Source organism: Streptomyces sp. NPDC040432, assembly GCF_055595445.1.
This window is the reverse complement of the sequence record NZ_JBVIVP010000028.1, coordinates 61,232-87,302: the sequence shown is the minus strand read 5'-3', so window position 1 is coordinate 87,302 and position 26,071 is coordinate 61,232. Positions and strand designations below refer to the sequence as shown.

25 protein-coding genes and 3 pseudogenes are annotated in these 26,071 nt (G+C 71.3%); 17 read left to right on the top strand and 11 right to left on the bottom strand.

Translation table 11 applies throughout. From position 1 onward, the window contains the following. Positions 1-371 precede the first annotated feature (371 nt). The 3 genes and pseudogenes from ACZ58N_RS34635 to ACZ58N_RS34625 all read left to right on the top strand — a co-directional run bounded on the left by ACZ58N_RS34635 (position 372) and on the right by ACZ58N_RS34625 (position 2,230). Positions 372-592: pseudogene (locus ACZ58N_RS34635) on the top strand (hypothetical protein). A gap of 84 nt (positions 593-676) precedes the next feature. Beyond that, complete coding sequence (locus ACZ58N_RS34630; RefSeq protein WP_471168264.1) at positions 677-1,696, top strand: sporulation protein; 1,020 nt, start codon at positions 677-679, stop codon at positions 1,694-1,696. 78 nt (positions 1,697-1,774) lie between these two features. Beyond that, positions 1,775-2,230: a tellurite resistance TerB family protein gene (locus ACZ58N_RS34625; protein ID WP_471168306.1), complete on the top strand. Its 456-nt coding sequence runs from the start codon at positions 1,775-1,777 to the stop codon at positions 2,228-2,230. A 131-nt stretch (positions 2,231-2,361) separates the two neighbouring features. Here the strand turns inward: ACZ58N_RS34625 and ACZ58N_RS34620 are convergent, their stop codons facing one another. The 4 genes from ACZ58N_RS34620 to ACZ58N_RS34605 form a co-directional block, all read right to left on the bottom strand. Beyond that, a complete protein-coding gene (locus ACZ58N_RS34620; RefSeq protein ID WP_471168261.1) occupies positions 2,362-3,291 on the bottom strand; it encodes a M56 family metallopeptidase in 930 nt (309 codons plus the stop codon). A 6-nt stretch (positions 3,292-3,297) separates the two neighbouring features. Beyond that, complete coding sequence (locus ACZ58N_RS34615; protein WP_471168258.1) at positions 3,298-3,699, bottom strand: BlaI/MecI/CopY family transcriptional regulator; 402 nt, start codon at positions 3,697-3,699, stop codon at positions 3,298-3,300. Between the two features lie 205 nt (positions 3,700-3,904). Next, positions 3,905-4,300, bottom strand: coding sequence for a DUF4118 domain-containing protein (locus tag ACZ58N_RS34610; RefSeq protein ID WP_471168255.1), 396 nt, complete (start codon positions 4,298-4,300; stop codon positions 3,905-3,907). A 205-nt stretch (positions 4,301-4,505) separates the two neighbouring features. Further along, complete coding sequence (locus ACZ58N_RS34605) at positions 4,506-5,747, bottom strand: cytochrome P450 (RefSeq protein WP_471168252.1); 1,242 nt, start codon at positions 5,745-5,747, stop codon at positions 4,506-4,508. Positions 5,748-6,168: 421 nt separating this feature from the next. On the opposite strand from ACZ58N_RS34605, the pseudogene ACZ58N_RS34600 reads away from it, so the two are divergent. Next, positions 6,169-6,717: pseudogene (locus ACZ58N_RS34600) on the top strand (MFS transporter); the annotation flags it as partial. A gap of 158 nt (positions 6,718-6,875) precedes the next feature. Here the strand turns inward: ACZ58N_RS34600 and ACZ58N_RS34595 are convergent. The 3 genes from ACZ58N_RS34595 to ACZ58N_RS34585 all read right to left on the bottom strand — a co-directional run bounded on the left by ACZ58N_RS34595 (position 6,876) and on the right by ACZ58N_RS34585 (position 9,673). Then, positions 6,876-7,850, bottom strand: a complete 975-nt coding sequence (locus ACZ58N_RS34595) for an NAD(P)H-binding protein (RefSeq protein WP_471168249.1) — start codon at positions 7,848-7,850, stop codon at positions 6,876-6,878. Positions 7,851-8,067: 217 nt separating this feature from the next. Beyond that, a complete protein-coding gene (locus ACZ58N_RS34590; protein ID WP_471168246.1) occupies positions 8,068-8,472 on the bottom strand; it encodes a hypothetical protein in 405 nt (134 codons plus the stop codon). 598 nt (positions 8,473-9,070) lie between these two features. Further along, entirely contained in the window at positions 9,071-9,673 is a 603-nt protein-coding gene (locus tag ACZ58N_RS34585) for a DUF6461 domain-containing protein (protein ID WP_471168244.1), read from the bottom strand. 155 nt (positions 9,674-9,828) lie between these two features. On the opposite strand from ACZ58N_RS34585, the gene ACZ58N_RS34580 reads away from it, so the two are divergent. Then, positions 9,829-10,566 (top strand): VOC family protein, encoded by a 738-nt coding sequence (locus ACZ58N_RS34580; protein WP_471168242.1) that lies wholly within the window; start codon positions 9,829-9,831, stop codon positions 10,564-10,566. 780 nt (positions 10,567-11,346) lie between these two features. Beyond that, positions 11,347-12,282 carry a hypothetical protein gene (locus tag ACZ58N_RS34575; RefSeq protein ID WP_471168239.1) on the top strand — a complete coding sequence of 312 codons (936 nt, stop codon included), beginning with the start codon at positions 11,347-11,349 and terminating at the stop codon, positions 12,280-12,282. A gap of 83 nt (positions 12,283-12,365) precedes the next feature. Here the strand turns inward: ACZ58N_RS34575 and ACZ58N_RS34570 are convergent, their stop codons facing one another. Then, positions 12,366-13,052, bottom strand: a complete 687-nt coding sequence (locus tag ACZ58N_RS34570; RefSeq protein WP_471168236.1) for a DUF4328 domain-containing protein — start codon at positions 13,050-13,052, stop codon at positions 12,366-12,368. Positions 13,053-13,514: 462 nt separating this feature from the next. On the opposite strand from ACZ58N_RS34570, the gene ACZ58N_RS34565 reads away from it, so the two are divergent. Together ACZ58N_RS34565 and ACZ58N_RS34560 are read left to right on the top strand one after the other, a co-directional pair. Then, positions 13,515-14,111 (top strand): DUF3159 domain-containing protein, encoded by a 597-nt coding sequence (locus ACZ58N_RS34565; RefSeq protein ID WP_471168234.1) that lies wholly within the window; start codon positions 13,515-13,517, stop codon positions 14,109-14,111. A gap of 348 nt (positions 14,112-14,459) precedes the next feature. Beyond that, positions 14,460-15,359: an aminoglycoside phosphotransferase family protein gene (locus tag ACZ58N_RS34560; protein ID WP_471168232.1), complete on the top strand. Its 900-nt coding sequence runs from the start codon at positions 14,460-14,462 to the stop codon at positions 15,357-15,359. A 33-nt stretch (positions 15,360-15,392) separates the two neighbouring features. On the opposite strand, the gene ACZ58N_RS34555 is transcribed toward ACZ58N_RS34560, so the two are convergent. Beyond that, entirely contained in the window at positions 15,393-16,184 is a 792-nt protein-coding gene (locus tag ACZ58N_RS34555; RefSeq protein WP_471168229.1) for a DUF429 domain-containing protein, read from the bottom strand. A 255-nt stretch (positions 16,185-16,439) separates the two neighbouring features. Between ACZ58N_RS34555 and ACZ58N_RS34550 the strand changes: the two genes are divergently transcribed. Next, positions 16,440-17,072, top strand: coding sequence for an AAA family ATPase (locus ACZ58N_RS34550; RefSeq protein ID WP_471168226.1), 633 nt, complete (start codon positions 16,440-16,442; stop codon positions 17,070-17,072). Between the two features lie 523 nt (positions 17,073-17,595). On the opposite strand, the gene ACZ58N_RS34545 is transcribed toward ACZ58N_RS34550, so the two are convergent. Beyond that, complete coding sequence (locus ACZ58N_RS34545) at positions 17,596-18,522, bottom strand: aminoglycoside phosphotransferase family protein (RefSeq protein WP_471168223.1); 927 nt, start codon at positions 18,520-18,522, stop codon at positions 17,596-17,598. Positions 18,523-18,824: 302 nt separating this feature from the next. Here ACZ58N_RS34545 and ACZ58N_RS34540 point away from each other — a divergent pair, with 302 nt between their 5' ends. The 7 genes and pseudogenes from ACZ58N_RS34540 to ACZ58N_RS34510 all read left to right on the top strand — a co-directional run bounded on the left by ACZ58N_RS34540 (position 18,825) and on the right by ACZ58N_RS34510 (position 23,649). Next, positions 18,825-19,430 (top strand): maleylpyruvate isomerase family mycothiol-dependent enzyme, encoded by a 606-nt coding sequence (locus ACZ58N_RS34540; protein WP_471168303.1) that lies wholly within the window; start codon positions 18,825-18,827, stop codon positions 19,428-19,430. A gap of 117 nt (positions 19,431-19,547) precedes the next feature. After that, positions 19,548-20,090, top strand: coding sequence for a hypothetical protein (locus tag ACZ58N_RS34535; RefSeq protein WP_471168220.1), 543 nt, complete (start codon positions 19,548-19,550; stop codon positions 20,088-20,090). Between the two features lie 20 nt (positions 20,091-20,110). After that, entirely contained in the window at positions 20,111-21,286 is a 1,176-nt protein-coding gene (locus tag ACZ58N_RS34530; protein ID WP_471168218.1) for a sensor histidine kinase, read from the top strand. A 125-nt stretch (positions 21,287-21,411) separates the two neighbouring features. Beyond that, a pseudogene (locus tag ACZ58N_RS34525) lies at positions 21,412-22,056 on the top strand (response regulator transcription factor); the annotation flags it as partial. Positions 22,057-22,298: 242 nt separating this feature from the next. Then, positions 22,299-22,490: a hypothetical protein gene (locus ACZ58N_RS34520; RefSeq protein WP_471168215.1), complete on the top strand. Its 192-nt coding sequence runs from the start codon at positions 22,299-22,301 to the stop codon at positions 22,488-22,490. A gap of 359 nt (positions 22,491-22,849) precedes the next feature. Continuing rightward, positions 22,850-23,425, top strand: a complete 576-nt coding sequence (locus ACZ58N_RS34515) for a hypothetical protein (protein ID WP_471168212.1) — start codon at positions 22,850-22,852, stop codon at positions 23,423-23,425. Between the two features lie 74 nt (positions 23,426-23,499). Continuing rightward, a complete protein-coding gene (locus ACZ58N_RS34510) occupies positions 23,500-23,649 on the top strand; it encodes a hypothetical protein (RefSeq protein WP_471168210.1) in 150 nt (49 codons plus the stop codon). A 175-nt stretch (positions 23,650-23,824) separates the two neighbouring features. On the opposite strand, the gene ACZ58N_RS34505 is transcribed toward ACZ58N_RS34510, so the two are convergent. Further along, entirely contained in the window at positions 23,825-25,420 is a 1,596-nt protein-coding gene (locus tag ACZ58N_RS34505; protein WP_471168207.1) for a TIGR03086 family metal-binding protein, read from the bottom strand. On the opposite strand from ACZ58N_RS34505, the gene ACZ58N_RS34500 reads away from it, so the two are divergent. After that, entirely contained in the window at positions 25,368-26,063 is a 696-nt protein-coding gene (locus ACZ58N_RS34500) for a TspO/MBR family protein (RefSeq protein WP_471168205.1), read from the top strand. The genes ACZ58N_RS34505 and ACZ58N_RS34500 overlap by 53 nt on opposite strands. The last annotated feature ends 8 nt before the right edge of the window (positions 26,064-26,071 follow it).

Genomic DNA, 26,071 nt, shown 5'->3' with positions numbered 1-26,071 from the left:
GGAGGCCTTCGTCCCGTCCCGTCCCGGTTCCTTACCCACCCTCACGTCCCGAGGGGGCCGTCGTTCGTGTGCTGGATCACATCGGGGGGAGTCCGGTGCTGAACTCGGGTCGACCGAAGTGGAGTTGTCGGCCGGGCGGAAGCGGGCGCCCGACCGCGCCCGGCGCGAGCGCACCCCGTCCATCGATTTCGGCCCTCTTCGCGAAAGCTCCCGGGAATGTGACCCGACTGCGCCCCGCCGGCCTCTATGCTTCTACAGATCTGTAGAAACAGAGAGGGGTGTCTGGTTCCGCGACCCCGGCCGCCGTTGCGCCGGGACGCGTACACCTACCCACTCAAACCTGCCGTGATGACCTGTGGAGGGGACCCGCAATGGCTTCGATCGATCGAGCAAGGTGCTGGACAAGGCGTGGGCGGACAAGGGGCTGCCGGAGATCCTCGCAGCGCCCGTGTCGGCCCTGAAGGGCGTCAGTGATCGGCGGGGCGACCTCCCTCAGGAGGCGTTCGGCGTCAGGGCCGTCGCCGACCTCGCCGGCCCGAAGTGCGTCTCCTGGGCCCAGGCTCTGGTCACCCTGGACGGCTCCGCCAAGTAGGCCCGATCCGCGGGGCGGCACGCCCGCGCCGTGCCGCCCCGCTTCCGGTGAACGCAAGCGCAACCAGAAGGAGTGAACGCCACCATGGTGTTCAAGAGACTGCTCGGCTCGCTCGGTATGGGCGGCCCGGCCGTGGACACGGTCCTGGACCCGATCGCAGCCGTTCCCGGCGGGACGCTCAGCGGCCAGGTGCACCTCAAGGGCGGCAACGCCGACTTCGCGATCGAGCACGTCACCCTGGAACTGATCGCCCACGTGGAGGCGGAGTACGAGGACGGTGAGCCCCAGGGTGCCCTCGCCTTCGAGCGGTTCACCGTGGCCGGCGGATTCCGCTTGGCGGCGGGGGAGGGGCGCGGCATCCCCTTCGCGGTCACCCTGCCATGGGAGACACCGATCACCGAACTGCACGGGCAGTCGCTGGGCATCGTCCTGGGTGTGCGAACCGAGCTCGGCATCGCCGGCGCGAAGGGCAAGGGTGACCTCGACCCGCTCACGGTCCGTCCGCTTCCCGCCCAGGAAGCCGTCCTGGAGGCCCTCGGGCAGCTCGGCTTCGGCTTCAAATCCGCCGACCTCGAACTGGGTCACATTCGCGGCACCGGGCAGCGACTCCCGTTCTACCAGGAGATCGAACTCGTCCCGGCCCCCGCCTACGCGCGGCAGGTCGACGAGATCGAGTTGACCTTCCTCGCCGGCCCCGGAGGCGTCGAGGTCGTCCTGGAAGCCGACAGGCGCGGGGACGGGTGCTCCGAGGAGCGCGACATCCTGGGTCGGTACGGCGTCGAGCACGCCGACGTTCCGCATCGCGACTGGAGAGCGGAGGTCGATGGTTGGATCCGTCAACTGGTCGCGCATCGGTCCGACTGGGACGCTCAGGTCGACACCCACGCCCATGTCGGCGTCCCGCATGCCGACAAGGGGCACGGGAGCCATGGCGGTTCCGGTGGCGGACGTCGATCCGGCCCCGGCGTGGGGGCGGTCGTCGCGGCCGGAGCTGCCGGCGTGGTCGGAGGCATGGTCGCGGCCGAGGTGGTCGACGAGGTGGGCGACTTCTTCGAGGATGACGAGGGCGAGGAGGGTGGGGCGCCGGAGCGGGAACCCTGCTGATAACTTCTACAGAGTTGTAGAAATCAAATGGTTTCGGGCGCCGGCCCGATATCGCCGTTCAAGAAATGAGGAGTGAGCGTGGCACTGTGGGACCGGATCAAGGAATCCGCATCAACGATGCAGACCCAGCTGGTGGCGAGGAAGAACGACCTCAAGAGCGGTGCGTTCCGCGACGCGAGCATGGCCATGTGTGCTCTGGTCGCCGCCGCCGACGGCACCATCGACCCTGCCGAACGCCGTCGGGTGGCCCAGCTCATCGGCACCAACGAGGTGTTGCAGAACTTCGACGCCGCCGACCTTCAGCGGCGCTTCGACGCGAATCTCGACAAGCTGGCTGCCGACTTCGACTTCGGCAAGGTCGCCGTTCTGCAAGAGGTCGCCAAGGCCAAGAAGAAGCCCGCAGAGGCTCGCGCGGTCATCCAGATCGGCATCGTCATCGGGGGCGCGGACGGCGATTTCGACAAGACCGAGCAGGCCGTCGTACGCGAGGCCTGCTACATCCTCGACCTGCCGCCCCACGAATTCGACCTCTGAGCAGAGGGCGACGAGGGGGCGCCCGCCCGCTCATCGGGTCCGGGAACCCGGGTGTGGCCGATGTCGACCTTCGGCACCCCGGGGCCCGCGTCCGCTCCCCGGCCCCGCTGCAGGGGCCGGGGACTCCGCCCCTACAGCGGGGTCGCGGCCTTGAGGATGGAGAACAACGTGATGGCCGAGTTCGCCGATGACAGGGCCGAGGCGGCCGTACCGGCCGCGGCGCCCCACACGGCGAGGCCCGCTGCCGTGAAGACCGGTGGCCAGCGCAGCGCCGCCGGCGCGGGAGCCAGCAGCGCGGCCACCCGCCGCGGCACCGGACCCGCCGCCGCGAAGTGTGCGAGGGCCCGCTCCGGAGCGGCCACCCGCACCAAGGCCGCCTTGGCCACGGCCCGGGCGACACCCCGACGGTTTCCCGTCACCGCAGCCGCCTCCTCGTCGGCCCACCGTTCGGTGGTGTAGGTGACCGACGTGCACAGGGGACGCAGGAACGGATTGGCGCACGCCGCCAACCGCGAGGCCAACAGGAACCGGTGGTGCCGGGCGTTCAGGTGGGCGCGTTCATGGGCGAACAGGGCCCGCCGCTCACGCCCGTCGAGCTCCGCCAACATGCCGGAGCTCACGACGATCCTCTGACGTCGTCCGGGCAGCGCGAAGGCGAAGGCCTCGTCGTCGGGCAGCACGGCCACACTCCGGTCCGGCAAGGAGCCCAGAGCGCGCCGGGCCGCACGCCGCACACGGAAGTGACCCCAGGTGATCGACGCGCAACCGGCGAGAGCGCCGAACAGCGCGGGAATGGCCACTTTTCCGGCGACCTCGTCGTACGGAACCGCCTCACGCACCTCCGGATCGGACCAGCCGTCGGGCAGCGGGTTCCCCGGCAATTGCGCGGTCCCGACCACCATCAGCAACGCCAGGCACAGCGTGCTGCACACCGCCAGAACGACCGCGATGCCCGTCAGCAGCCAGGTCCCGGTCCGCGGATGGAGATGGTGCTCGGCGAGCCGGGCAATGGGCCACGCGGTCAGCGGCAACACCAAGGGCAGGAAGACGAAGACCCCCATCGGTGCTCAGCGCTCTCCCTCTTCGTCCACCTGCGAGAGCAGACCCCGCAGCAGGTCCTCGTCCCCCGGGGACAGCGACGTGACGAAACTCGTCAACACCGCCTCCCGGTCGGCCTCGCCGTCCAGGACCTTGCGCATCCGCAGCGCCGCGAGCCCCGCCTCGTCGGTCACCCGCACCCACTCGAAGGAGCGACCGGCACGCTCGCGTTCCACCGCCCCCTTGGCGTGCAGGCGGGTCAGGATCGTGATCACGGTCGTGTACGCCAACCCGCCGGGCAGGCGCTCCTGCACCCATGCGACGGTCACCGGCCCCGGGGCGGTACCGAGCACGGCCAGAACCTGCGCCTCCAACTCACCCTGCCCCCGACGCGAGGGGGACGCGCCTTCCTTGTCGTGCCGGGCCGTCATGCTCAAGCCTCCCGTCCTGGGGTCGTGGTCCCACGCGAAGTGCGCCCCATCGTACTGAGTGCCGAGGGCCACCATCGTCGCGAACCCTCCGGGCCCCACCCGACCGGGCCCGCGTCGACTCCGCCCATCGGGCGCCCTCGAAAACCCCTTGCGGAGAGGACCGCTCCCGCCCCCGGTCCGCTGCCGGTCACCCGCCGGTCCCGGGTCACTGGTCCAGTCGTCGATAGGCGGCGCGGGCATGGGCGATGCGGGCCGTCGCGGTGCCCGCGGTGGCGGCGAGGAGCAGGCAGGCGATCCGGGCGGGGTCGTGCGGGGCGGCCCAGGTGAGCTCTCCGATGGGCGGGGCGCCGAAGGCGTTGAGCACCGCCCAGCAGAGCAGCGCGGTACCGGGCGCGGCGGCGAGCCGGGCGCCGGTGCTGGTCAGCGCGACCACGAGTGACAGGACGACGAGACCGGCGGTGGTGCCGCCCTGCCGTCCGAGGAGGTGGAAGGCGACCACGACGGCCAGGGCCGCCGTGGTCGTCAGCGCCCACACGGAGGAGGTCGCGGTGGGGTCGGGAACGGGACGGCGGCCCGGGTGCACCGGTTTCCATTCGAGCAACACTGCCTCCTCGGCACCTGAACCCCACCGTTGGAGCCCCCGCCATGGTGCACCACCGGGCGACGACGGTCCTTACCGCGTACGGCCGGCCGGGCGGCCGCCGAGGGAATGCCTCGACGTCCACGACCCGGGCCGGCCGGATACCGGCGACCGGCGACCCGTTCCCATCCGAGGGGAACCCTTCGGAACCTCGCAGCGACCGCCGTCAGGGTGCCCTTCCTGCGGGCGGGGTCGGCGTGAACTCCACGAGCAGGGACTTCGGTCCACGGGTGAACACCCCTTGCTCGGAAGGGTCGTAGCCGTCGGCGGGCCGAATGTCCGGCATCGCGTCGAGGAGTTGATTGACGGCGGTCTCCACTTCGGCCTTGGCGAGGAGCGCGCCGACGCAGAAGTGCCGTCCGAGCGCGAAGGCCAGGTGGTCCGCCGCCGCCGAGAATGCGGTGGTCGCCGTCAGGTCGTCGCGGAAGATGTCGAAGCGGTCCGGGGACTCGTACCGCCCGGGATCACGGTTGGCCGCCCCGATGAGGCAGGTGACGGTGGAGCCGGCGGGAATCGTGCCCCCGCTCGTCCGGACCTCGGCGGCGGACTGGCGCATGATCATGTGCACCGGTGGGGTGAAGCGAAGGGTCTCGGCGAAGGCCCGGTCGATGAGTCCGCGGTCCTGCCGGACGGCCTCAAGCTGCTCGGGGTGGGCCAGCAGGTTCGCGAAGAGGCCGGCTATGGCCTTGTCCGTGGTCTCGGCACCCGCGGTGAGCAGCAGGCTGCAGAAGGCCTTGATGTCCTCGTCGCTCATGCGTACCCCGTCCACCTCGGCGGTGCACAGCGCGGACAGCAGGTCATCACCGAGGTTGCTCCGCCTGTCGCTGATGATCGGCAGCATGTACGCGGCGAACTCGGCCTGGGCCCGGACGCCGGCCGCCGCGAACTCGGGATCACCGGACAGGTTGGCGGTGAACGCCACGAAGGCCCGGTACCAGCCGCCGATGTGTTCGTGGCCGGACCGGTCCAGCCCGAACATGTCGGCGATCACCGAGATGGGGAAGTGGGAGGCGAAGCCGCTCACCAGGTCGACGGAGCCGGCGCCGCGGAACGCGTCGATCAGCTCACGGGAATTGCGCTCGATGACCGGAAGAACCTTCTCCCGCAGTTCGTTGCCGCGGAAGGCGGGCGCCACCAGAGCCCGCCGGGTGGAGTGTTCGCGCCCGCTGAGCTGGAGAAGCGTCCTCCCGTGCACGGGCTCGGCCTGCCAGGCGTAGTTGTCCGTGGTGAACTGCGACTCCTTGTCCTTGAAGGCCCGTGCCACGTCCTCGTAGCGCGAGATCAGGTAGCTCTGCGTCGCGTCGTGCCAGAGCAGGGGCGCGTGCTCGCGCAGGGCGCTGTAGGTCGGGTACGGGTTGTCGGCGAATTCCTGGGACAGGATGTCCGGGACGTTGTGGACGGCGGTCATGGAGTCCCCCATCAGCTTGGCTTCGTCGCACCGGCTCTGACGGTGTCGTCATGCCCGGCCGTGCTGCCGTACCGCGCTCGTCACCCCGGCTGCCGGATGTACGGCGAACTCGGCTGAGTGGCCTGGGGGTTGTGTCGGATCGATGGTGTCCGTCCGGATGGGCCACCTCAAGGAAACACCACACCCCTGCCCCTCGCCAGGGCTTGGGCAACTCCTCCTGCGCGCGCCCCGACCCGCCCGTGACCTGAGTGTTCCCGAGAGGCGGCACGGACGGTTGGGGATGCGAGGACGCTCCGACGACCCGACCTCGGTGGTGGGGGAACGGGGCCGGGGCGACGGCCGGCCGGCGGGGGCGATCAGGCGAGTACCGCCGTCCTCGGAGCGGCGGATGCCATGTCCCGCGCGATCTCGGCCGCTGAACATGTTGGTTATCTGGGTCGACGTGATCCTCTCGCCGACACTCACCCCACGACTGGTCGACCGCTTCGGCAACGCCAAGGTGATCTTCGGTGGGCTCCTGGCGGCGGTACTCGCCTACGCCCTGTTCCTCCCGCTGGGAGCCGACTGGAGCTACACCGCCATGCTCCCGGGCCTCGTCATTCTCGGCCTCGCGTTCTCCCAGGCCTACGGCCCGCTCACCATCGCGGCCACGGAAGGCATCGCGGAGGAGGAGCAGGGGCTCGCGGGCGGCCTGCTCCACACCGCCTTCCAGTTCGGTGCCGCCCTCGGGCTCTCCGCGGTCACCGCCGTCTCTGTGTCGGCCACGCACGCGCAGACCCCTGCCGCACTGCTGGACGGGTACCGGGCCGGACTGCTCGTGCCGTTCGCGGCGGCCGTGGCCGCCGCCTCGATCAGTGCCTTCGGCCTCCGCTCGCGGCGGAGCGCCACACCGTCCGCGCCGGACGAAGCCGTGGTGGACGCCGTGCTCGACGCGGGCACCGCACGATCCGCCACGGTCGCCGCACGCTGACCGCCACACCGTGGACCCCTCTCCCGTCGCACGCGGTGCCGCGGCACTCCGGCCGAACGGCCCGGAGGGTCACGGCGATCCACCCACCTGCCGGGTCTTCGAACGAAGTCGGCCGAAGACCCGGCAGGCGGCTCACGCCGGCTGCGGTGGCCCGGAGGTCAGCGGAACGAGTCGATGTTCTCGCGCACCCAGTGGTCGTACGTGAGCATCGGACGGCCGATGATGTCCTCGACGGACGGCCGCTGCTCGGCCGTCCACCGGGCGAGCTCCGCGAACCGGGCGCCGTACTCCTCAAGGGCGTACAACGTCACGTCGATCGCACCGTCGGGCCAGCCGCGACCCCGCCAGATCGCCCGGCTCTCATCAGGTGTCAGCTCGACGGTGGCGATGTCCCGGCCTAGGGCGGCGCCGATGCTCCGAGTGCGAGAACGTGTGCTGAGCGGCGGGCCCACCCCCTCGATCACCATCCCGGTGAAGTCGTCGCCGATCAGGGCCGAGGCCACCACGGCGGCGAGGTCCTCCTCGTGGATGAAGGGGTAGTGGCCACCGTCGAGGAAAGCCTCACGGACCACCCCGTCGGCGCGCACGGTGTCGGGCCAGTCCGACCCTGTCGCCGGGTAGGTTCCCTCGACGACGGCACCCATCACCGCCGATGGCCGGATGTGCGTCCACGGGATGGTCGAGCGCTCGACCGCCTTCTCGATCGCCAGCCAGAACCAGGTGTCCGGCGCATTCGCCTCCTCGTACTCCGACCCGTGCGACGACAACAGGACGATCTTCCTCGCACCGGCGTTGCGAGCCAGGGCCAAGGCCTTCTCGACCGTGGACGGAACGGCGCCCGCGAGGAACACGGCCTTGACGCCGTCGAAGGCCGAGGCGCACTCCAGTGGCCTGGTGATGGAGCCGGGAACCACCTCGACGCCGTCGGGCCAGCCGTCGCACTGGCCCGGCTCGGCGATCACCCGCACGGGACGACCCAGGGAGACCAACTGTCGCGCCAGCCTTCGACCGACGATCCCGGTCGGGCTGTTGCCCTCGTCCTTGCGCGGGCTGACAACGGTCAGCAGATGGACGCCTTCGGAATTCGGAGCCGTCCCGTTCCGATCGAACTCGTCCTGATCGAACTTCTTCACAGCAAGACCTTTCGACGCGTGCGCGAGGATCTTGCACCTGGCCGGGGCACCGGACGGACTCCGCCGTACCGAACGAACGCAAGGCCAAGGCTGCGGATCGAAGTGGGCGAGCCTACCAGGTGGCGCGACCGGACCGAAGCCCCGGACCTCCGCGCGACCGGGCCGGAGGCCAGGGGGCGTTGTGGAAGTCCCGCCCGGCCCGCTCTCACAACACCCCCTAGAACGGGTCAGGATCGATGTGCACCCGGCCGGTGGAGGCCGCACAGACGTCCCAGCGGACGCCGGTCCGGCGCAGGTCCAGGACGATCGCGACGGGGGCGCCGACCTTCGGAGTGAGGTCGACGTTGACGGAGGCACTGTCACCGCTCTCGGTGGACGACACGATGCGGTGCCCGAAGGCGGGCGACGTGATCCCGCGCAGGGCGGCCGTGGGATCCCCCTGCCCCTCCGGGCAGTTGCCGCCCTGCGCACGCACCGGTGGGGCACCTTCGCCGCCCACCACGTCGAGGTAGGAATCCACCGCCCGGTGGAGCGGGCTGCGCCCCGGTGCGCCGGTCCCCGTGAACACCACCGCCATGACGATCGCGGCCAGGGCCGACGGTATTCCCACCGCCAGGGCCACGTACCACCTTCCCGCTCCTCGCCCACCCCTTGCCATCCGGCCCTCCCTCTCGCCACGGACCCGAAACCCCGGCGCCGTACTGCTCCGACTGACCCGAAGGACGCAGTACCGTCCCCGGCCGTTCCCGCCCCGCTGGTGTTCGTCTCGCACGGCACCGGCGGGTCGGGCGGCGAGATGCACTGGCTGGTGCGCCCGCTGCGCGCGGCGGGTTTCCGGGTCGCCGCTCTCGACCACCACGGCAACAACTTCGTCGACGGCTACGAACCGGAGGGCTTCCTGCACGTGTGGGAGCGGCCTCGGGACATCTCCTTCGCCCTTGGCGCGCTCGACCGCGAGCACCCCCTCGGCCCGGTCGGCGCCGCCGGCTTCTCCCTTCTTCGCGCCGGAACCGGCAGACCCGCAGGTCCGCATCCGGGTCGGCGAGGAGGCGGCATCCTTCTTCCTGGAACACCTAGTCGGGCATCCGCGGGTAGCCGACGCCGGGGCGTGAGGGCCGGCCCGCCGCCCCGCCCGCGGTCGACGACCCGGTCGGGGCCGGGCACGCGCCGGCCCCTCGGCCCTTCGGCGACGCCGGGGAGCGCACCGCGACGGCCGGACGTCACCGCACTGCGATGGTGGCGCAGGCGAACACGGTGTCCCGAAGCAGCTCGGGCGTGATGGCGACGCCGGTCAGGTGCTCCGCCAGAGCGAACGCCGCCGGCGAGGACAGGTCCGTTTCCGGAGCCTCCTCGAAGTGGAATCCGATCTGCCGCATGACGTCGAGAAGTTCGTCGGGCACGGTTCCCCACCTGTCCTCCGGGAACATGGGGTCGAAGCAGAGCCGCAGAACCTGATCCTGCGCCCAGAGGAACGTGCCTACGGCGTTGACATTCACGAAGTGGGAGACCCAACTCGCCCCGGTCGAGGCGGGCAGCGCCCGGTCCTCGCTGACACCGAGATATCCGTTCGGCTCGATCAGCAGCGTCCAGGCACCCACAGTGGTCAGGGCGACCAACTGACGTGCGCCCTCGGCCGACCCGTACGGAGCGAAAGCGGCGTCGACGACCGCCCCGACACCCCGCAAGGGCTCTTCCTTCCGTCCCTCCAGCCGGGACACCACGTCATCGGGCGACAGCCCCCGTACCAGAGTGAAGCAGTACGCCTCGGCGAGGTCAGGGAAGTCGTTCTCGAACCACGCGTAGTCCGCTCCGGTTTTCGTCATGCCGCCCATCCTCACCCGTGTCACCGACAGTGGAGCGAGCACGCCGATGCCGTCGAGGGGATGGCCCGTCACCACTCGTGACCATGGTCACCGACGGTGCCACCGCAGGTCATCGCCCTCGGCCCGGGCCGAGGGCAGGTCCTAGGATCTTCGACATGGCAACACGACTCGTACAGATCAATATGAAGGCCCACGACGATTCCGCGCTCGGCCGGTTCTGGGCGGAGGCACTCGGATGGGGCGTCGACAGCGAGGGCCCCGGCGTGACGAACCTCGAACCCGTGGGATTCGCCTACCCCGACCCGGCGGCCGTCTGCATCGACATCATCGCCCGCCCGGAACCCAAAACGGTGAAGAACCGGGTGCACCTTGATCTGGCCACCACCTCGACCGCCCATCAGGCGGAACTGGTCGCGCGCCTGCGGGACCTGGGCGCGACGTTCGCCGACGTGGGCCAGGGCGACGTCCCCTGGACTGTGATGGCCGACCCGGAGGGCAACGAGTTCTGCGTCCTGGAACCCCGCCCGATCTACCAGGACACCGGGGTGATCGCCGCGGTGGTCGTCGACTGCACCGACCCGCGGGCGATGGCCCGGTTCTGGGGCGAGGCGATGGACTGGACCCTCCACGGCGTCACCGACGACCAGGCGTCCATGCGTTCCGCCCAAGGCGTAGGCCCGTACCTGGAGTTCGTCCGCTCTCCCGACGCCAAGAGCGGATGGAACCGGGTCCACCTCGACATCAGCCCGTACACCGGTGACGACCTCAAGGCAGAAGAGACCCGCCTGCGTGCCCTGGGCGCCACCACCCCTGGCATCGACCAGTCGGCGATCCACTGGACGGTTCTGGCCGACCCGGAAGGCAACGAGTTCTGCCTCCTCAGCCCTCGCTGATCCCGGGCAACGGCCGGCTCCGGGCCGATGGCGCATGCCCCCGGGGCGGCCCCTGAACCCCGGAATCCGACGCAGCCGTGAGGGCCCGCTCCCGGCCCGGTCGGGTGGTCGTGACCCCGGCTCACGCGGTCTTCTGGTGACGGGTGGGTCACGGACCGATACGGCGCCCGGCATGGCGTCGTTGGGCTGGATATGGACCAGAGAACCGTTCCAGCACCGAGGGCGTCCGCCGATACGGGGGCGGACACCGGTTGGGCGTGGGATTCCCCGATCTACGACGCCCTGGAGCGGCAGTGGCTCCAGGAAGGCCGGGAAATTCCCGGCGGCGGGGGATCCCTGCCGACGGGAAGGCACAGGGCGGGGGAGGGCGACCTGTTCCGCCGAGGCTGACCGGGCCAACGCCCCCGGATCCCGTTCGAACCACGCAGGGCCTGTTTCCGGGCCCGGTGGCGGCGGCGTGTCCTGGACGGTGCCGAGCCGTCGAGAACGTCTCGGCACGAAGCCCTGCTCGCCGGCCCCTTGGCGCAGGGCGCGGACGTTCACGGGGCGGGCCGAGCCGTCGGACCATGAGTCTCATCCATCTCATCCTTTGCCCCGGTCGCCCCTCACCCGGTTGGGGGAGAGAGATCGAGGGGGATTGTTCCGGCGGCCGATGCCCCCCACCGCAACTGCTGGGACCTTCGACACATGACCGGTTTCGCGCGGACGACGCAGACACACCGGAGCGCCCCGCAGCGGCAATGGCCGTACCGGGTGGCCCGGGCAACGATGCTGTGGGCGGTGGCATACGCCGCTTTCGGCCTGGCATGCGTACTGACCGGGACCACCTTGTCGCACCACGGCGGGGCCTGGCCGGCCTGGACGGTCATGGCGCTGGGGGTGCCGGCGGCCCTGACCAGCGGAGCGGTGGTACGGCACGGGCTGCGCCCGGTGCTACGGCTACTGCTCGGGGTCCTCAGCGGGGCGGCCGTGATCACCGCGTTCAGTCTGCTGATGGATGTGATCACGCTGATGTTCGCTCAGGGAGCCGAAAGCCCGGTATCCACCGCGAACAAGGCTCTGGCGGCCATCGGGGCAGTCCTGCTCGCGGCCACCGCCCGATCCGACCGCCGGCCCGCCGGCACTGCTGTACGAGCACCGTCCGCCGCCCCGCGACTCGTCCAACTCGCCGCCATTGCAGGGACGCTGGCATTCGTTCCGTACGCGGCGATGAAGCTGGTCTGGGCGTCCGGCGGCACGTTCGCGGGCATCAGCGGCGAGGAGATGCTCGCCGTATCGGAGCGCAACGGTGCCTCGGAAACCTTCCTCGCCCTGGAATCGTGGGGCCTGGACCCCACGGCACTGCTGGCCGCACTCGGTGTCTTCCTGCTCTGGGGTCTGGTCCGCCCGTGGGGGCAGGTCTTCCCTCGCTGGACGCTCTTCCTGCGCGGTCGACGGGTCCCACGGTGGCTTCCGCTCGCCCCGGCGCTGCTGGGCGCTGCCACGCTTGCCCCGTACGGCTTCGTGGGGGCCGGCTATCTGACCCTGGTCACGTCCGGCGTGCTGACGATGCGACGCGGTGACTTCCACTCCTCGGGCGACGCGCTGCTGGTCGGCTGGATAGGGATGGCCGCCTTCGCCGTCTACGGCACCAGCCTGACCCTGGCGGCCCGCTCGTACTGGCTTCGTACGCGCCCCGCCGCCCGGATGGCCACCGACACGGAGCGGCCGTCGTAGGCCGACGGCCGGTTTCCGCACGATCGGCCGGCCACGAGGGGCGAACCCGTACCGGCGGGCCGCCCGACCGAGGTGTCGGCCCGTCAGGCGCCGGCCGAGAGCGTCGACGGAGTCAGCAATCGGGTCAGTCGGACGGCGAAGTACACGGCCGCGCCGGCCGCCACGACGTTCAGAGCATCGGCCGCGATGCCCACGTTCACGGCGTCCAGGAGCGCGTCGAGGTCCTCCGCCCTCCTGTAACGCATTCCGCCGTAGGCGCGGAGCAGGACGGATCCGGCGAAGGAACCCCACCAGAGGTTCACCGGCCAGAAGGCGCCCCGGCCGGCCGTGGCCGTCCGCAGGCCTGCGGACCACATGTCGACGGCTATCCGGTACGGCATCCAGAAGCAGGCGAACGGTACGAACCACGCGCCGATGGACCAGCCGGGCCCTCCGCGGAACCGGTCCGGGGCGAGTGCCCCGGCATTGCGCCGCATCCGGTGGAACCAGGCGATGAAGACGGTCGCGCAGGCCGCCACGGTCACCGCACGGAACTGGTCCGAGATGGAGAACAGCTTGTCCGCGGTGGCCAGTCGGTCCTCGGCGATGTAGCGGAAGCCCCCGCCGCCGAGGACCTCGAAGTGCATCCGTATCCCCGCGTAAAGAGAGAAGAGGTCAGCGGCGACGGCGGCCGTCAGCAGTGCACAGACGCCCACGAGCAGGGGGCGTCCGGTGCCGCGTGCCGGCGTGGGCAGTGGAGGGCGCGGCCGGACTTCCTGGAAACGGGACATGACGGTGTGGACCCCTCACGGGCATGGGACAGGATTCGCCCGTGGATCCGGTGCGCAGAGTGAAAATACGCGACGCGGCGTTGCCCGTCCACGGTGAAACCCGGAGGCCGGGCCCGGCAGGGCGCGGACCGTCGTACTGCCCGGCGGTGGAAGGCGCAGCGGGGTCGGTCATCGGGCGGTCTGCGTCATCGGGCACACCCGGGAGGACGAACGACCCGCCGGATGGGGACACGGTCGGGCTCGAAGAGCGGCGGTGTGCGCACCCACGAAGGACCCCGTTGCGGGGTGCGCCCGCGTTCCGGCTCATCCGGAGAAACGCGGCACGGACACCATTGCCGGGCATCCGGAGCGGCCGCCCGGAATGCGGAGCCGTGCGGGGCTGTGCACGATGGGAGCCGGACGGGTGCACGCTCAGGCCGGCCGCGCCGGGGAGCCCGCTCCGCACTCCGCAGGGGAGGCGCCATGGCCCCGGACCGCACCGACGACAGGACAACCCCCCGCCATACCGGCATCCTGCTGGGTTTCGCACCGTGGATCATCTTCGACGTGGTCGCGAGCCCCAGTACGTGGAAGCTGGCCGCCTTCGCCGCGCTGATCGCCTCACTGGTGCTGAACGTGCCCGACCTGCGACGCGGTAGCGTCAAGGTGTTGGAGATCACCGGCATGGTGTTCTTCGCGGTGATCTCGATCCTGGCCCTCGTGCTCGACCGCGGTGACCTGATGTGGTTGGAGACGTACGCACAGGTAGTGTCGAGCGGGGTCATCGCCGCGGTCGCCCTCGGGTCGCTGGCGTTCACACCGTTCACCGAGCAGTACGCCCGAGAATCGGTGCCCTCCCAGTACTGGGACTCGCCGGTGTTCCGCAGGACGAACCGGGTGCTGACGGCCGTGTGGGGTGTCGTGTTCGTACTCATCGCGATCGCCGGTCTGATCGCTGTGGAATCGGGCCACCACGGCGATTGGTTCAGCTGGATCATCCCCGTCGTCCTGCTCGTGGTCGCCATCAGGATCACCGCCTGGTACCCGGAACACGTACGCTCCACCGTCCGGCAGGCCTGAGCCGGGTGGCGCGGGCGGGCGCGACGCCCACGGATCCGTGACCTCGGTCCGGCCCCTGCTCAACCCCGGGCCCGAGGGGCCGTTCCCCGAGCCCGGTGTGCGCCCCCCGGGGACTGCGGCGACCCTGCCCGGCTCGTGCGGTCGTCGCCCGGCCACGCCCGCCCCCGACGAACTCGGTGGAACCCGTAACGAGTTCGCGCTCCGACCGGTGACGCCCGTGGTCGCGACGGGCCCGTGGCGGCCGTCGGGGCGCGGGTGGCCGCAAATCGTTGGACGGGGCGGGTGCAGGTGCACTGGGATGAACCCGACCGCCCGTTCCGTCCGGAGGGCCGACCGCAGGAGCCGTACGTGGCGACCGAAAGCACCCCGCACCTCACTCCGGTGATCGGCACGGAGCTGGTGAGGCGCCTGATCGACACCCAGTTCCCGCAGTGGGCCGGACTGCCACTGACTCCGGTCGACCCGGGCGGCTCGGACCACGTGATCCACCGGCTGGGTGGGGAACTGTCCGTCCGGCTGCCGCGCCGCGCGGCGGTCGCCGAGCAGTTCTCGAAGGAGTACGAATGGCTTCCCCGGCTGTCCCCGCACCTCCCGTTGGCAGTCCCGGAGCCCGTGGAAGCGGGCCGGCCCGCCCTCGGCTATCCGTGGCCGTGGTCGGTGGCCCGCTGGCTGGACGGTGAGCAGGCGACCGTCGAGGCCTTGGCCGACTCGTCGGAGGCGGCAGTCGACCTGGCGGGGTTCCTGACGGCCCTCCAACGGTTCACGCCCGGGACCCTCCCACCCGGGGACGTGCCGACGGGCCTCCGCGACGCTCCGCCGGCCGATCGCGACCAGGACACCCGGGCTGCCATCGCCCGGTTCGACGGGGTGTTCGACGCGACGGCAGCGACCGCCCTGTGGAACGCGGCACTTCAAGCTCCAGGCTGGGACCGGCCCCCGGTCTGGTTCCACGGTGACTTCCACACCGGCAACCTCCTGATGGTGGACGGCCGGCTCAGCGCGGTGATCGATTTCGGTGGACTCGGCATCGGCGACCCCGCCCGGGACCTGATGATCGCCTTCACCCTGCTGTCCGCGCGGAGCCGGGCCGTGTTCCGCGCCGCACTCGACGTGGACGAGGCGACCTGGACCCGGGGACGCGGCTGGGCCCTTGCCACGGGCCTGAACGCCTACGCCCGGTACGCGGCAACGGACCCCCGGATCGCCGCGCAGACCACCCGCCAGATCACCCAGGCCCTCATCGGCTAGAAGTCCGTTCGGCGGCCCGAGCCGCGCGGAGGTTCAGGGAGCGACTCCGCGCCGCACGGCGGCGAGCGGAACATCCTGCCGGGGGAGGTGTATCCAGCCCTCGACCAAGGCCACGGCACGCTCCTCCTCCGTCGTCGGCACATGGGTCATCCCGCATGCCGAGGCCCGGGCGACGACCGCAGATATCAACGCGTCCAGATCGTGGTCACTGCGCGCGCACCGATCGCGCACGGCTTCGCCGAAATCGAGGCCCAAACCGTCGGCGACTCCGGCCAGGATCTCGACCCTCGCAGCCGCAGCGCCGGGCTTGGAGCCCTTGTAGCCGGTTCTGCCCGCAAGCCCCCACTGGATCAGTGCGAATGCCGGGTAGACCTCGACGACCGAGCCGGAGCCGTCCCGGGGGATGGCGGGTCCCGTCCCGGCCAACCGTTCCAAGAGGTTCACCGCGCGCATGGCCACGATCCCCAGCTTGTCAGCGGCGACCGAAAGGGGGCGCTGCTTCCCGGCCCCGGTGCGTTTCCACGCCAGGTCGTCGGTCAGACGATGGGTGAACGTGCACAGCCCGTCAGGGCCACCGGGGAGCGACGCGTAGCGTGACCGTACGGGCAGCTTCGCTCCTGCCTGGTGAGCGGCGAGCAGAGAGGTGAACGCCACGGGCCAGCCGACGGGGGAGTCGACGCCGGTCATGTCGGCGGACCGCATGGCCGCCAGGAGGTCTTCGTCGCCCCTGGCGTCGAGCAGTTCGACGACCGGTTGCTCCGACCAGGTGACACGGCAGACCCCGGTCGTTCCGGAATGGCCCGATAGGTCCATGCCCACGGTCACCAGCGGAGGAGCGTTCGTGGCGATGGGCTCCGGTCCTTCTTCCACAGGCGTCACGTTCAACTTCGTTCCGCTTCCTTCTCGACGGCGGATTCCAGGTGTTGGCTGCGTGGCAGGCGCTCTGTCCTTCAGGGCACGAAGCAGGTCCAGTCTTGCCCATCCCCGGAACGCACCTTCGGCGTTGCCCCGTTCCGGGGACGACTCGGCACGGAGGGACGTGAGCCCGGCGTCCAGCATTCGCTCTCGTAGGGTCTGCGTATGCTCCTTTGGATCAACGGCCCCTTCGGCGGGGGCAAGACGCAAACTGCGCACGAGCTCCGGCGTCGCCTACCCGCCAGTGTGATCTGCGACCCGGAACATGTCGGCTTCGGCCTGCACCGGATGATGCCGCCCGAACTGCGCGGGGATTTTCAGGATCTTCCGGCCTGGCGGCAGGGCGTTCATGATGTGCTGGACATGGCCCTCAGCAGGCACGACGGCACGGTGATCGCACCGATGACGCTCGTTGATCCGGTCTACTTCCGGGAGATCATCGGCCGGCTGCGGGAACGGGGCCATGAGGTACGGCACTTCGCGCTGCTGGCCGAGCGGAGGACGGTGCTGCGGCGGTTGAGCGAGCGCGGCTTCGGACATGCCGTGCGGTTCGTGGCCGGTCAGGACGCCACCCTGCGTCGCGAGAGTTTCGCCGTGTCGAAGCTCGACCTGTGCCTGGACCGACTGCGCGGGCCCGACTTCGCCGAACACCTGTGGACCGATCGCCTCACGATCCCTCAGGTCGCCGACCGCATCGCAGCCTCGGCCGGGCTGACGATCGCCCCGAACACGGACAGCCCGGCGAGGAGGCGGTTGCGCCAGGCCTGGACCGGGGTGAAACACATACGGTTCGACTGAGGGCGGGCCCGCTGGTTGCACGGCGCCCGCCCGGGTCCCTGACGATCCCGTGCAACGCGGCACGACGCGGCTGTGCCCCTCCGTGGGGGGAGGGGCACAGCGGGTCGCCGGACGCGGCCGGGGGCGGGGCTCCCGCGGCGCGGATCTCCGGCTTGCCCGGGCCTCCCGCGGCGTCCGCCGAGACGGACTGCACCTGCTGCTGGGCGCGGCGGAGGCGATCGAGGCGGTACCGGCGACGCCGAGAGCTGCCAGGGCCAGGGTCGCGGTGGCGAGGGTACGGGAAACACGCATGATTGAGGTCCTCCAAAACGACGGGGTCCGTCGGTGCCGCACCGTGGTGTGGCGGACCCCAGGGAGTTGGGGGGCTTCGTCTGTTCTGCACCGACACCTCTACGAGCCCCCGGACCCCGCCACGGCCGCGTCGTCACTTCGGTCCCCCTCCCTGATGAACGGCCGTCCTCCGCCCCCGGGCGGCCCCGGTGGGCGGCATCGACGCCGCACGGGGTTCAAGCGACGCACGGGTTCAGAGAAGGGGCCGCAGGGCTTCGGCCACGGCGGTCTGGGAAGGAGCGATGGCGGTCCGCCCGTCCTCGATGTCCCACAAGGTGTTCTGGAGCAACCGGGCCGAGGTCCAGCCGGCCGCGCGCCGGCGGTCCAGGTCGAGCGTCTCCGTCAGCAGGTCGAAGCGGCGACGCACCACCCGGTGGGCGTCCCCGGCCGAGCCGAGTGCCTCCCAACCGCTGTCCAGGGCCGGCCACAGATCGAAGCCCGGGTCACCCACCAGGGGTTCGGGGTCGATGGCCAACCACGGCTCGCGTTCGGCGGCGAGCACGTTGTCGTAGTGCAGATCCCAGTGCAGCATCCGATCGCCGGGCTCGCCGACCAACTCGGCGACCGTCGCTGCCCAGCCGTGCAGCCGCCGCCGGTCCGCCGGGTCCGCCAAGGCGGCGCCGGCCACCGGGACGGACACCAGCATGTCGCGCGCCACGTCACCGAGGCCTCGCAGGCCCTCGGGCGCAGGGACGGAGTGCAGCCGTGCCATCAGTGCGGCCAGGGTGGTCATGGCCACGTCGTCGTCCTCGACGGAGGACAGCGTGCGCGAGCCGTCCAGACGTTCCAGCAGTACGGCGCCGCTCTCGGGGTCGTGATCCAGCAGCCGTACGATGCCGTCGCCGTTCCACGCCCGCAAGCCGATCAACGCGGCGGCCGTCTCCGCGCGCGGCATCTGCAGCTTGAGCGCGGCGCGGGTACCGTCCGCGCGACGCACCGGCACCACCAGCGAGGCCTCGCCGGACCCGACGCCGCCGTCGGGCTCCAGCCCCCACCGGCCGAGGAGCTCCGCCGCGAGCGCGGGCAGCCCGGCGATCCAGGCCCGTTCAGCCTCACCACCGTTCCCCGTGTACGAGGCGATCAGGGAGTCGGGGACTTCGATGTCCAGCGGCGCACTCATGGGGGCCTTCGGGGGAGTGGGGTTCGGGAAATGCCGCCGCGAGCCTAACGAACGGGCTGCCCCCCGAGCGCGCGAATTGTGCCGGTACCGCAGAGCGGTGGGGGCGAGCGAGCGGTGGGCGGCCGCCGCGCCCGCGTCGCCCGCGCCCCGGGCGGCGCCGGCCCAACCGATGGAGCAACCGGGTCGGGACCACCTCCACTCGCCCCCCCGCGGTGAAACGCCGCGTTCGTACCGCCCGCGGAGCCCATGGCGGCCGACACTGGAGGGCGACGAAGGGAAACGCGGTGGAAGACGTCTGGACGATGGTGCACGCGGAGCGGGCGGCCCTGATCGAGGACCTGGAGCGACTCGATCAGGGCCAGTGGGGGAGTCCGTCCCTCTGCGCGGGGTGGACGGTGCACGACGTGGCCGCCCACCTCGTCGACACGGCCCGTACGACGCGTCTCGGGTTCGTCACCGGACTGGTCCGGGCGCGCTTCGACTTCGACCGGCAGAACGCCCGCGGCGTGGAACGCGCGCGGGGAGCCTCACCGATGGAGACGTTGCAACGGCTGCGCGAGGCGGCGACCCGGAGGTCGACCCCGCCGGCGCCGCTCGACAGCCGCCTCGTCGAGGAGATCGTCCACGGTGAGGACATCCGCCGCCCCCTGCGCATCACCCGCTGCTACCCGCAAGAAGCCGTCGTCAGGGCACTACGGCTGCAGACGCGCACATCGGCGTCGTTCGGCGGGGCCAGGGAACTCGTCACCCGCGTCCGCCTCACGGCGGGCGACGCGGGCCTGACGATCGGCACCGGACCGGACGTCGAAGGGCCCGCGCTCTCCCTCCTGCTGGCCGTCACGGGCCGCCGGGTCGCCCTGGACGACCTCGCCGGACCGGGCCTCCCGACACTGGCGGCAGGCGTCTGACGCGCCCGGCACCTCGGCGCGACGCCGTACCCCCGGACCCGGCTCCACCCCGATCTCCACCTGCCTCTCCACCCCTGGACGCAGGTGTTCCTAGCCTTCGCGCAGCAGCCTTGGGGCATGGACATCACGACTTGGATCATCGACATCGCCCTCGTCCTCATCGTCTTCCGGCAGCTGCGCGAGGGCCCGCTGACCCCGCGGTCCTACCTCCTGCCGCTCGGGATCGTGACCTTCGTCGGATTCAGCTACCTCGACGGCATTCCCACCGGCGGCAACGACCTGCTGCTGATCGGCGCGCTCATGGGCGTCGGCGCGGTCCTCGGCGTCGCCGGCGGGATCTTCACCTGGATGCGGCGTGCCGACGGGCAGATCCTCATCAAGGCCGGGGTGGTCTCGGCCGCGCTGTGGGTGATCGGCATGGGTGCACGGCTCGGCTTCCAACTGTGGGTCGATCACGGTGGCGCCGGCCACGTCGCGCGGTTCAGCATGGACAACCGGATCACCGGCTCCCAGGCGTGGGTGGCGGCCCTGGTGCTGATGGCGCTCACCGAGGTCGTCACCCGGCTGGCGACGATCTTCGTACGGAGCCGGATGCTGCCCGCCGCGACGCCCCTAGGGACGGCCCCGCTGTCCGCCGTCGGCGCCGGTCGCGCGGCCTGACCGTGGGTTATGGTCGCGCCATGCCAGAACCAGGCACGGACCGGGCCGCCGCCGCGACCGTACGTCCGCACGAGGGCCGCGGCGGCCGCGCCGAATGGGCGGTCGTGACGGCCCTCGTCGTCGTCGGGATCGTCACCATCCGCCCCATGGGTTTCAGCGGCCGAGGGCTGGCCGTCACGCTCCTGTTCGTGCTCAACTGCGCCGTACTGGCGTTGCGGCTGGTGCCCGCGGACCGTGTTCCCGGCCGCTTCGTCCTCGTCTGGTCCCTCACGGGCGTCGTGGCGGCGGCCGCTCTCCTCGGCGTCGCGGACACCGGTTCGTCCTACCTCTTCGCGTTCTTCCTCGTCGCCCTCGCCGGGAACCGTCTGGAGACCGCGCCCGCCACGGCTGTCGCCGCGCTCAGCAGCCTCCTGTGCGGCGGCGTCCTGTACCTGCGGGCAGAACCGGGCGACCGGACCGTTCCCGCGCTGGTCGGCCTGGCCACCGGGGCCGCCGTACTGGCGGGGATGGCCTCGCGCAGTCGTGCGCAGGCCACCCGGGCGGCCATCGAGGCCGCCGGGTCCGCGGAGCAGGCGGCACGGGCCGAGGCCCGGACCGCCGTACTGGCGGAGCGCACCCGGATCGCCCGCGACATCCACGACGTCCTCGCCCACTCGCTCGCCGGCATCAACATGCAACTCGAACTGGTCGACGCGCTGATCGACACCGGCGACCTGGAACGGATCAGGAACGCCAACGGCACGGCCCACAGCCTGGTGCGGGAAAGCCTGAAACAGGCCCAGTGGACGGTGCACGCACTGCGCGAGGACGCCCTGCCGCTACTGGAGAACCTGACGGCGATGCTGGAGTCCTCCGGCCACCACGACGCCCTCACCGTCGACGGGGACGTCCGTACGCTGCCCGCGCAGGTGACCCAGGGCCTGCTCCGGGTCGCCCAGGAGGCCCTGACCAACGCGGGCCGCCACGCACCGGGCGCAGCGGTGGCCGTACGGTTGGCCTTCACACAGGACACGACCGTACTGAGCGTGCGCAACGGGCCCGCCACCCTCCCGGTGACGGCGGTCGAGGGCAGCGGATGGGGATTGATCGGTATGCGCGAACGCCTCGCCCTGCTCGGCGGGAGCATCACCACGGGCCCGCTCACGACGGGTCCGGAACGGGGAGGATGGCAGGTGGAGGCGGTGGTTCCGCGATGACCGGGTCGGACGAGCACAGGAGCCCCGCCGGGACCACGGGGTCGGCCGGGCCCGCTTTTGCCGGCCCCACCGGACCTTCTGCCTCCCCTTCCCCTGCTGCCGCTCCCGGCGGCGGATCGCCGCCCGTCCGGGTCGTCGTCGCGGACGACCAGGCGGCGGTGCGCGAACCGCTCGCCGCGGTCCTGGCCCTGCTGCCGGACATCGACGTCGTCGCGGCGGCGGCGAACGGGCAGGAGGTACTGGAGGCCGTGGCCGCGGCTCCCGTCGACGTCGTCCTGATGGACCTGCGGATGCCCGTCATGGACGGGACCGAGGCGACCCGGCGGCTGAGCGCCGACCACCCGGACGTCGCGGTGGTCGTCCTCACCACCTTCGCCGACGACGAATCGATCATGGCGGCGCTCGGCGCCGGAGCGCGCGGATACCTGACGAAGAACGCCGGACGCCAGGACATCGCCCGAGCCATCCGGGCGGCCGCCGCAGGACAGTCCGTCCTCGACCGCGAGGTGCAGACCCGCCTCCTCGCCGCGGCCGGTGCTCCCCGCCGGGCCACCGCACCGGCGCCCGCACCCCTACCCGTCGACCTCACGGTGCGCGAACGCGAAGTGCTCGCCCTCATCGGCCAGGGCCTCCCGAACCGGGCCATCGCCGAACGGCTCTTCATCAGCGAGGCCACCGTCAAGACCCACATCAACAACCTGTTCGCCAAGACCCACGTCCGGGACCGGGCCGAAGCCGTACGCCTCGCCCTCACGTCCGGCCTGACCTGAGCCGGCCCGACCTGAGCCGGTCCGATCGGCGTCGGCCGAGGTCGGGCCGGGCCGCCGCACGCCGATTCCCGCGTGCCCGGACCCGTTCATCCGGGCACGGGACCGAATGGAGGACGAGGCTCGGGGGCGGCTCGCGGTTCAGTGGAGGGGTCGGTGCACAACAGATCAAGCCCCCACCCCCTGGGGTCCGCCACACCACGGTGCGTCACCGACGGACCCCATCGTCCCGGAGGACCTGAACCATGCGCATCACCCGTACCCTCGCCACCGCCGGCCTCACCCTTGCCGCTCTCGGCCTCGCCGGTACCGCGACCATCGCCTCGGCCGCACCCCAGACCACCAGCACCACCGCCGTGGCGGCCGCCCACACCGCGCATGGCGGCACCCATGTTCCCGCCTCCGTGCAGGGCGGCTGCAAGCTCTGCCTGCCGTAACACCCGCGGAACCCCATCACGTCGCAGCGGCTGCCCCTCCCGGGGCGGTCGCTGCGGCGCGTCCGGATCCCGCGGCGCACCATCGGAACGGTGACGTCGTCTCGGCGAGTGCCGCCGCACCCGTACGCCTGCTGATTCACTCCCCGCTCGCGGAAACCGCCCCGCTCGACACCTCCGGACAGCAGGGGGAGGATGAAGTGATGGACCGGACTCCCTTTGGGGTGACTCGGTAAGCGCCAGGGACGCACTCGTCTTTGCCGTTCGCGACAGCCGGTGGCCCACGTCGTCCCCTGCCGCTCGGCGGCCCCCTTCGTTCCTCATGCGGCTGCCCTCGCCCCCGTAGGTGTGAGGAAGCAGAGATGAACAAGCGCACGTGTGTCGTCCTGAGCGCCCCCGTGTTGGCCTGCTCGCTGGCTCTCGGGCCGGCTGCCGCAGCCGTATGGGCGGCTGCCCCGCAGGCCCTGCCCTCGGCGCAATGCTTCGTCGAGGCGAAGCCGGGTGACGCCACCAAGTCGATCATCACCGGCGAGGGCTTCAGCAAGGGCACCAAAGTAACCGTCGACCAGACCGACGGGCCTGGCGGTGTGCTGGTCACCGTCGGCGAGGACGGGAAGTTCGCGGTCGCCGACCAACCCAACGGCAAGTACACGGCCAACGGTGGCGGTCTGAACGCCACCTGCCTGGGCGGCCAGGCGGCCCAGGACGCCGTCAACAAGAACGCGGTGGACGCGGCGCGCAAGGCGGGTGCCACCGAAGGCTTCACCATCGGCAAGGAACTGGCGCAGGCCGGCAACTGCGAGGCCAAGCCCAAGGCCAAGCCGGTACCCCAGGGACTCGTGCCCGACGCGGCGTCCCAGAAGGCGGCCAAGGAAGCGCACGACGCGGCCTTCGACGCGGCCTTCAACGCGGCGATCAAGCGCTACTGCACCGACTAGTCCGCAGAACGCTCGCGCTTGCCGCCGGATCCCACCACCCGAGGGGCCTTCTGTGGCCGCTAGAGTCACGGGGCATGGGGGATCGGACACGTGCCAAGCACTGCAAGCAATGCCGCCGGCCGCTCGACGAACGCAGCCGCCGACGGCGCCCGAAGCGGTTCTGCAACCGTCGGCACCGACTGAGGTACTGGGTGGAGGAGGTCCTGGACGCCGTGCTGAACTAGACCTTGCTCCTTGCGGAGGCAGTCCGGCGTCCGAAAACGGCGTGGTCGACACGCCCGCACATGACTGATCCGGCGCGTTTCCCGTGCGTCCATCGACACAACGGCTCGGGAAGCATGGCGCGGCCGGTGCCGGTGCCTTTCCGCCGACGAGTTGGAGCCGGACCCAGGAGGTCCGTCAGTGCGGGATGCGGCGGCCGAGGAACGCCGCCACGTGATCCAGGGCCGGGGCGTGCTCGGGTACGGGGCGCGCCGGGTCGAAGGACCCGCCGGAGGTACGGGGTAGGTCGCCGTGGATCGCGCGGACGACCGGCAGCGCGGCCCGTGCGACATCGGCCTCCAGGTCACGGTCCAAGCCGAGCGCGGCCGCGAGGTCCCAGCCGTGTACGAGCAGTTCGACGAGGAGCTGTTCGACCACCCGGCGGCCGGGGGCCGGGCCGAAGGACCGGTCCAGCATCCCCGGCCGCAGGAAGGCCTCGCGCGCGGAGGCCGCGGCGGTCTCGAAGGCTGTGACGTGGTCGTCGCCCAGGTGGTCCTCGGTGTGGCCGTGGGCGGGGGGCGCGCCTTGGGCCATGCCGCCCCAGATGATGTTCTCCCACACCAGATGGTTGAGGAGATCGCGTACGGTCCAGTCGTCGCAGGGGGTCGGCAGGTCGAAATGTGTCGGCAGTGTCGCGCGTACGAGGGTGCCTACGGTGTCCTGGACGTGCGTGAACGCGTCCAGGACGCCGCCCGGCCATGGGTCGGCGTCGTCCGTGTAGAGCTCTTCGAGCCGGGCCTCGCGTGCGCCGGGCGAGGAGTTGGCACGCAGCGCGGTGAGCAGCCACCGTCCCTCCTCGGCGATGCCGGCGGGCGCGGGGCGGTCGCCCAGGACGCACAACAGCTGCCAGAAGCGCTCGACGGCGGGCTCGGCGGCGGCCGTGAGCTGCTCGTGCAGGAGCGCGCGTGCCTCGACGCCGTCCGACTTCACGGCGGGGGCCGTGTTCGCGCTGCCGGCCAGCCAGAGGGCGACGATCTCCGAGACGACCCGGTCGGCGGCCGCGGAGTCCGCTGCCGTGCCTGCGCGCATCGCCGTGCGGACGCGTGCGGTCCAGGTGTCGGTGAGGGCGCGCATCTCCTCCGCCACTGCGGAGTCCCGCGTTCGCCCGCCGTGGCGGGCGGCGTACTCCGCGATGCGGCGCACGGCCGGACGCAGCTCCCCGGCGGCGACCAGTTCTCCCAGCTCAAGCCATGCTTCGACCTGTTCGTCGGTGGGGTCTTCCGACAGTTCGGCGGCCGCTGCGGCGAGGCCTTCCCGGAACTGGGGCACGTCCAGATCGCCCAGCGTGTCGCTGAGGAAATCGTGCACCAGCTCGCGACGTCGGGCGGGTGACATGTGGGCGGTACGGGTCATGAGGGCAAGTCCTTCAGAGGTGGTGCGACGGGTGACCGTGCGCAGGACGGCCTGGTGGGTCCGCAGGCGGCGGATCTGCGTCTCCAGCGCGTCGACGTGCGCCGCCGCCACCTCCGAGAGGCCGTCCTCGCCGTCCAGCGCGGCCCGGATCTCGGCGAGTCCCAGCCCCAGGTCCCGCAGCGTGCGGGCCAGATGCAACCGGGCCACACCCGTGGTGTCGTAGCAGCGGTAGCCGCCGGCCGTCCGGCCCGCCGGGACCACGACGCCCGCGTCGGACCAGTGCCTGACGACCTTCACCGGCAGCCCGACCTGTCGCGCCACGGCCCCGATGCTCCACAGGGGTGACGACGACGCTGACGAGGACGCCTTCTCCATGCGCATGTGCTCCACCTTCGACTCTCCCTCCGTGGGAGAGTCAAGCAGCTTCACACCCCCGACGCGTGAGACGCCCGCATCCGGAACGGGGTGGCGGGCAGAAGTACGGAGCGCCGTCGCAGCAGACGAGAAGGGCGGAAGAACCGTGCGGGAAACCGGTAGGCATGCGGGAGTTCACGGGGGTCGCGGGTGGGCCGCGCTCGCCGGGTTCGTCGTCCTCACCTACGCCGTTGCCGCAGCGGGTGCTCTTGCCTCGTCGAACGCGGCTGAGGTGTACACGTCTTTGGACCGGCCGGATTGGGCGCCGCCCGCTTGGCTTTTCGGCCCTGTCTGGACCCTCCTCTACGCCACCATCGCCCTATCGGGTTGGCTCGTCTGGCGGCGGGCCGAGCACCCGGAGCGGCGGAAGGCGCTGGCGTGGTGGGGTGCCCAGCTGGCCCTCAACCTCGCATGGACCCCGCTGTTCTTCGGAGCGCGCAGGTACGACGTGGCCCTGCTCGACATCATCCTGCTGGTTGCCGCCCTCGTCGTCACCATCCGCCTCTTCCACCGCGTTCATCGAGCGGCCGGACTCCTGCTGATCCCCTACCTGGCGTGGGTCGCCTTCGCGATGGTCCTGAATGCCGCCATCTGGCAGGCGAACACCTGAGGTGATCC